Annotated in this window: 5 protein-coding genes; all 5 read left to right on the plus strand. The window is 37.9% G+C overall.

Translation table 11 applies throughout. The features are described 5' to 3' along the window. Positions 1–90: 90 nt before the first annotated feature. Positions 91–1,509: a 3-keto-disaccharide hydrolase gene (locus ABD692_RS11390; protein ID WP_344767068.1), complete on the plus strand. Its 1,419-nt coding sequence runs from the start codon at positions 91–93 to the stop codon at positions 1,507–1,509. An 11-nt stretch (positions 1,510–1,520) separates the two neighbouring features. Next, positions 1,521–3,497 carry a hypothetical protein gene (locus ABD692_RS11395; RefSeq protein WP_344767070.1) on the plus strand — a complete coding sequence of 659 codons (1,977 nt, stop codon included), beginning with the start codon at positions 1,521–1,523 and terminating at the stop codon, positions 3,495–3,497. Positions 3,498–3,577: 80 nt separating this feature from the next. Beyond that, positions 3,578–5,935 (plus strand): TonB-dependent receptor, encoded by a 2,358-nt coding sequence (locus ABD692_RS11400; RefSeq protein ID WP_344767073.1) that lies wholly within the window; start codon positions 3,578–3,580, stop codon positions 5,933–5,935. A 243-nt stretch (positions 5,936–6,178) separates the two neighbouring features. Continuing rightward, the gene (gene rpiA, locus ABD692_RS11405; protein ID WP_344767075.1) at positions 6,179–6,868 is read left to right on the plus strand and encodes a ribose-5-phosphate isomerase RpiA; all 690 of its coding nucleotides are present in this window, start codon (positions 6,179–6,181) and stop codon (positions 6,866–6,868) included. A gap of 78 nt (positions 6,869–6,946) precedes the next feature. Further along, a partial coding sequence (locus tag ABD692_RS11410; RefSeq protein ID WP_344767077.1) for a helix-turn-helix domain-containing protein occupies positions 6,947–7,416 on the plus strand: 470 nt, incomplete at its 3' end.

Raw genomic sequence — 7,416 nt, forward strand, 5'->3', positions numbered from 1 at the left:
TTAATTTCGACAAGCTCAAATTGAAAGAGATTGGCGTAGCTTAATTAAAAAGGTTAACAACCAAATAAACATCTAACAAAACCAAATATTATGAAGATTAACGTCTTAAAAGCGGGTTCAACAGCCTTAATATGGCTCGTTGGAACTTGTATGGCATTTGGCCAGCAATCCAGTATTCCACTTACAGATTTATCAGCATTTAAGGAACCAGGAAATTCCTGGACTCTTGTAGGTGATGTTACCGTTGATATGAATATTGTTAATGCCGTAAAAAGTACAAAAGGTACAGGCATTTTACTGAATACATCTACCCCCAAAAAACCAGGTTTCGATTTATATACCATTAAAGAATATGGTGACATGATTTTGGAACTTGATTATCTGGTTGCAAAAGGTGCAAATTCAGGTATTTTCCTTCAAAGTAATTATGAAATTCAAATTGAAGATTCGTGGACATTAACTAACCCGGTTTCATCAAGTAATGGTGGTGCCCATGAACGCTGGAATAATGATAAACCTGAAGGAGAAAAAGGTTTCGATGGTGTCGCTCCACGCCAAAACGTAAGTAAAGCCCCTGGCTTATGGCAACATATTAAAGTTGTTTTCCAGGCGCCAAAGTTCGATGCTTCAGGTATAAAAATCGCAAATGCGAGATTATTAAGTGTTGATTTAAATGGCGTTACGATTCATGAGAATGTTGAATTAACTGGCGCAACTCGTGGTGGCTTCGGAACTGAAAAAGCTTTAGCTCCGTTACGTATTCAAGGCGATCAGGGTACTGTAGCTTTCAGAAATATTTCTATCAGTGATATCCCGGTTGCTCCAGCTCAAAACGGCCGTCGTGGTGGTGGTGGCGATCCAATTTATGTTGATGCCCCTGTAAATACCATGATTCGTAGTTTCGTTGATGTGTTACCTGGCGTTCGTTCGGTACATGCAATTTCGGTTGGTGGTGCACAACAAACCGCTTACAGCTACGATTTAGATAACGGAACATTATTACACGGCTGGCATGGTGGTTTCCTGGATGCTACTCCAATGTGGGATGGTCGTGGAAATGGAACCTCACGTCCCTTAGGTAGCGTAACCCGCTTTACTTCAAAACCAGTTTTAGCCATTTCAAAATTAGCAACACCAGAAAGTGCATGGGTTCCTGATACTGCTGGTACAGGTTTCCGCACAAAAGGTTATGTAATGGATAGTCAGGAACGTCCTGAATTTAAGTATATCATATACGGAACTAAGGTTACAGATGCTGTAAAAGTTATGGAAAACGGACAAGGTTTAACCCGCGAAGTAACAATTGAGCAGCCTGCTAAAGATCTTTATCTCCTTTTGGGTGAGGTAAAAGATCTTAACGAAGTTTCGAAAGGTTTATATCTGGTTGATGATAAAGCTTATTATTTGCAATTTCCAAATGGCGAAAAACCAATTGTTAGAGATGCAAACGGTAAAAAACAACTGATTATTCCTATCGGAAGCAAATTAAATTATTCTATTTTATTTTAATCTGATTAACGATGAGATATACATTTAAAACACTTGCAACATTAGCTTTGAGCTTAAGTTTCTCAACGCTTTTTGCTCAGGAAACACCAAAAGAAGAAGATTTTTTCAGAATAAATAAAGTTAGAGTTCCTGAAGGACCAATATTAGAAGTTGGTGGCTTGGTTACTTTACCAAATGGCGATTTAGGAATTTCTACCCGTAGAGGAGAAGTTTACATTGTCGAAAATCCGACAAGTACAAAACCTTATTTCCGCAAATTTGCCAGCGGGTTACACGAAATATTAGGTCTTGCCTATAAAAATGGCGCACTTTACGTTGCTCAACGTGGCGAATTAACCAAACTGGTTGATAAAAACATGGATGGCAAAGCCGATGTTTATGAAACGGTATATGCATGGCCGTTAAGCGGGCACTACCATGAATATAGTTTCGGACCGAAAATAGCTGCCGATGGAACGTTTTTAGTAACGGCAAACGTAGCTTTTGGAGATGAGGAGTGGTGGAGAGGCGAAAGTCGGGTGCCGATGCGTGGTTGGGCGATGAACATAACAGAAGATGGAAAAATGACGCCCTATGCTGCGGGTTTCCGTTCTCCTGCAGGTATCGGAATGATTGATAATCAATTCTATTTCACAGAAAACCAGGGAGACTGGGTTGGTTCTGGCGGTTTATGGAAAGTTAATAAAGGCGATTTTATGGGGCATCCTGCAAGTTTAAGGTGGACGGGCAGATCAGATTCTCCTGTTAAGTTAACTTCTGATTTCTTCTATTCAAGTATTGATGAGCGTAGAATAAAAAATGAGCAAGGCCGATACATCAAGCCAGAAAATCGTGTTAACGAAACCTTTAAAACACTTTTCGATATGAAAAAGGTTTTTCCTGAACTGAAATTACCTTCTGTTTGGTTACCATACGGAATTTTAGGAATCTCTTCAGCTGAACCTGTTAAAATCCCTGAAAATACTTTTGGTCCTTTTGCCGGGCAAATTTTAGTTGGCGATCAGGGTATGAGTATCATTTCAAGAGTTTTCTTAGAAACGGTTAAAGGCGAAGAGCAAGGCGCTGCTTTCTTATTCAGAAAAGGCTTCCGTTCGGGCGTTTTAAGATTGGCCTGGGGAACTGATGGATCATTATTTGTTGGCGAAACAAATCGTGGATGGGGTTCGGCAGGTGATGCAAACGAAGGTTTAGAGCGCTTGGTTTACAACGATAAAGTTCCTTTCGAAATGAAAGCGGTGCGTTCAATGCCCGACGGTTTTGAAGTTGAGTTTACTAAACCTGTTGATCGTAAATCGGCTGAAGATTTAGCTTCTTATGCAGCTGAAAGCTTTATTTACAAATATCACCCAGTTTATGGTTCTCCTCCAGTAAATACCGAAACTTTAAAAATTAATGGCGTTAAGGTATCAGAAGATGGCATGAAAGTGCGGTTAATCATCCCAAATCTTCGTCAATATTATATTCATACGTTAACATTAGATGGTGTTCGCGATAAAGAAGGATTTTATTCCCTTATTCATCCTGTGGCTTATTATACCTTAAATCAAATTGCTGATGGTGAAAAGTTATCAATGAACGAGGTAAGTACAAAGAATTCTGAAGCAGGTCCGAAAGCATCAGCAACACCTGTAAAAGGCTCGGCGAAACCTAAAGCAGGTACAGGAACTAAACCAGAGGCCAAAGGAGCTACAGCGACAACGCCTGCAAATACAACTGCAGCGGCGAAAGTGCCAACTTTTAAAGAAGTAGAAGGATTGTTAACAAAAAGAACTTGTACAGCATGCCACAATCCAACTAAAAGACAAATTGGACCTGCATTTATAGAAATTGCAAAACGTAAATATTCGCCTGAGAAAATTGTACAGTTAATTCATAATCCGCAACCACAAAATTGGCCAGGCTATTCTACAGAAATGCCACCAATGCCTCAGGTTACCAAAGCCGAAGGTTTAAAAATTGCTGCATGGATTAACTCATTAGATAAGTAAAATAATAAGTTAGTATAAGTTTGGTTAAAACGGTTGATGGAAACATCGGCCGTTTTGTTTTAAAAAAGGATAGAGAGAAAATGAAGAGAATCTTGTCATTAATAAGTTTAAGCTTATTAATCTGCTTTGCAGTGAATGCACAGCAAAACGGTAAAATTTCGGGTGTAGTTATCGATGCAAAAAATATAGCAATTTCTGGCGTAACAGTTCAGGTGTTAAACTCGAATTTAAGTACGTTAACCAATGCAAACGGAGCGTTTGAATTTAATAATGTTCCGGCAGGAAAAGTAAGTTTAAAATTTACGGCAATTGGTTATGCATCAGTTGTAAAGAACACTAACATAAATGAAAATATTGGTGTTGTATTGGCCGAAACCAATTTACGCTTGGATGAAGTAACGGTTTCTGCACAAAAAACAGATGAAAAGATTCTTAGCATACCAGCAGCAATAACGGCATTTTCTGCGGCTAAAGTAACGGATTATCGCATTCAAAACACACGCGATTTATCAGCAATTGTTCCAAATCTTTACAGCAGCAATCCAGGCGATGGTCGTAATGTAATCTCAATAAGAGGTATTGGTACAACGTCTTACGATCCAGCAGTTGCTACATACATCGATGGCGTAAATCAGTTTGGTTTAGATACTTATATTGCATCGTTATTCGACGTAGAACGTATCGAAGTTTTACGCGGTCCGCAAGGAACTTTATATGGCAGAAATGCAATGGGCGGTGTAGTTAACATCATTACCAAACAACCAACTAATACCACCAGCGGATTTGCAAGTGTGGATCTTGGTAATTTCGGTCAGCAGCGATATAGCTTAGGCATTCGTTCTGCTTTAATTAAGGATAAACTATTTTTCGGCGCAGCTGGGCTATTTAACAAGGCTGATGGTTTTTATACAAATGAATTTAACAATTCGAAATTTGATAAACTTCATGGCTTTTTAGGGAATTATTATTTGAAATTTTTGGCAAGTGATAAGTTTGCTTTAACCTTAAATGTAAAACATAACGAAAACCGCAATAATGGAACGTTTCCACTTGCAGGCTCGGTAAACGATGCCTTAGAAAATCCATTTAAGCTAAATCAAGATGCAACCACTCAAATGGTTGATAATTTGTTTAATACATCGTTAACAGCTAATTATACTGGCAATGTTATAAATTTCAGTTCTCAAACCGCTTACCAATCTAATTACAGATATTATAAGCAACCAATTGATGGAGATTTTTCTCCGATTGATGGTGTTTCAATCATAAATAATTATGGTAACGATTGGAATAAAATTCGGGTTTATACGCAGGAATTTAAATTAAGTTCGCCAGCAGCAAGTAACTCTAAATTAAAATGGGTAGCTGGTTTGTATGGTTTTTATCAAAAAAATCCTGTAAAACAGGGCACTTACTTTGGTGCTGATGCCGCTTTTGTTGGTGCGCCATTTCCGTTTTTCACAAGTTTAAATACCAATACGGGTAAAAGCTATGGTGTTGCGGCTTATGGCCAATTAACATATGCGCTAAGCGAAAAACTATCTGCAACTGCAGGATTACGCTACGATTACGAACATAAAAAACAAAGCGCACTTGGCGAGTTTTTGATGGATGGAATGGCACCTGCTATTTCGCAAAATGATACAACTGCCAAAGCAAGCTTTAAAGCTTTTTCGCCAAAGGTTAGCCTGGCATATGCCATTACCGAAGAAAACAACAATATTTATGCAAGCTACAGTAGAGGATACCGAGCTGGTGGATTAACGCAATTAGGTTCTGATCCATCTGCATTGCCGTTGGTTGCTTACAAACCAGAATACAGCAATAATTTTGAAATTGGTTCGAAAAATACTTTTTTAGATGATAAACTGAGTATTAACCTAACTGCTTTCTATATAAGATTAACAGATGCTCAAATTCCAGTTTTAATTTTACCTGATGCGGTAACCATTACCCGAAATGCAGGGAAATTGACAAGCAAAGGGCTGGAATTAGAGCTATCAGCAAAACCCGTAAAAGGCTTAAGTTTCGATTATAATTTAGGTTATACCGATGCAAAATATACGTCTTTACAATTGCCTAAAGACGGTGAAACAATTAATTTGGACGGCAACAGACAACTTTACACGCCAGAATTAACATCGATGTTTGCCCCTCAATACAGCTATGAGTTGGATAAGAATTCAAGATTAAACCTTGTTGCCCGTGGAGAGTGGATTTTTACAGGAAATCAGTTTTACGATTTAGGCAATCAAATCGAACAGAAAGGATATAATCTTTTTAATGCTAAGTTAGGAGTTACTAATAAACGCTTTGACTTATTTGTTTGGGGAAAAAACTTGGGCGATAAAACTTACATTGATTACGCTTACGATTTTGGAGCCGCTCACCTTGGTAATCCACGCACGTACGGCGTAACTTTAACAGGGCGATTTTAATTAAGAAAATGATAACGAAAAAGGTTGACAGCGATGTCAACCTTTTTCGTTTAAAACCCTTTTAAAAAAGAAATGGAGATTCCGCAGTTGCAGAATCCCCATCATCTAAATTAACGCTCTCACATACATTAACGCTAGATTTAGGATTTATTGCATCGACCTAAAATTTTTTTATTTACCAATCTTTACACTAATCCATTATTTCTGTAAGTCTGTCGTTGAAGAATTAACTATTTTTACTTCATGGAAGCCATTGATAAAAGCAAAAAGGATGCAGAAAAATTAGCTGCGGCTAAAGAAGCGGTTAAATTTGTCCGAAATCATGACGTAGTAGGACTAGGAACAGGAAGCACGGCAACCTTTGCCATAAAAGAGTTAGCTGAAAGAATTAAAGATGGCCTGGAAATTAAAGCGGCAGCAAGTTCAATAAAAACAGAAGAACTGGCCATTTCTTTCGGAATTCCGATTTTACCGCTCGAAACTTTAGGCACTATAGATATTAGTATTGACGGAGCCGATGAATTTACCGAAACCCTTAACTTGATTAAAGGTGGCGGTGGCGCCCTATTTAGAGAAAAAATTATAGCGTCGCTGAGTAAAAACGCAATTATCATTACAGACTCTTCTAAAAAAGTAAATTTACTCGGAGCTTTTACTGTTCCAATCGAAGTTATTCCATTGGCTTATCAATATGTTTTTAATAAAATTGAAGAACTAGGCGGAAAAGCAACGCTTAGAGTTAAAGAAAGTCAGAAATTTATTACCGATAATGGAAATTACATTATTGATGCAGATTTTGGTTTAATAAACGAACCTGCCCAACTTGCTTCTCAACTTAACCAGATTGATGGAATATTGGCTCACGGTCTTTTTATCAATTTAACAGCTAAAATCATTATGGCTAAGGGAGATCACATCTTGACTTTTCAATAGAAGATTTGCTGATATTAAAACTAATATAACTGTATAATAATGTCGATTCCTAAAAAAGCTATACACTAAAAACAGTGTATGGAAACAAAAGAAACAGCATTAATTTATTCATCTCGGACCAGTAAACAACAAAAATTTGATAAGCGTCTAATTTCGCATATCGTTAGCCTTGTTGAGCAGGGAGTACCCCGTAAGGATTTAATCCTGGAGTACGGCATGAGTTCAAGATCACTTGAAGCCTGGCTATTTCAACATGGTTATCGTAGTGGAAATAAGTCTTATACAGAATCTGAGCGTCGTTCTGTAGTACGTGCTATAGAGTCCGGTATGAGCTTAAAACAAGCACGTATTTCATTCAATATCAGTAGTGCTTCATTGATAAATCAGTGGATCAAGAGATTTAAGCAGGAAAATTCCGAACTTAGAGATTTCTCATCCTTAGATATGTCAAAGAATCAGCAGACACCAGAAACATCCGAATCCTTAGAACTCCAAGCCTTGAAAAAGGCTTTGGCAGAGGCTAATCTGAAAATCAGGGCATTGGATAC

Origin of the sequence: Pedobacter ginsengiterrae (assembly GCF_039537385.1) — a bacterium.
Lineage (GTDB): Bacteria > Bacteroidota > Bacteroidia > Sphingobacteriales > Sphingobacteriaceae > Pedobacter > Pedobacter ginsengiterrae.

Excerpts from the sequence above, each read along its gene's own strand:
- ABD692_RS11390 (WP_344767068.1), top strand. The coding sequence starts at position 91 with ATGAAGATTAACGTCTTAAAAGCGGGTTCAACAGCCTTAATATGGCTC.
- ABD692_RS11395 (WP_344767070.1), top strand. The coding sequence starts at position 1,521 with ATGAGATATACATTTAAAACACTTGCAACATTAGCTTTGAGCTTAAGT.
- ABD692_RS11400 (WP_344767073.1), top strand. The coding sequence starts at position 3,578 with ATGAAGAGAATCTTGTCATTAATAAGTTTAAGCTTATTAATCTGCTTT.
- rpiA (WP_344767075.1), top strand. The coding sequence starts at position 6,179 with ATGGAAGCCATTGATAAAAGCAAAAAGGATGCAGAAAAATTAGCTGCG.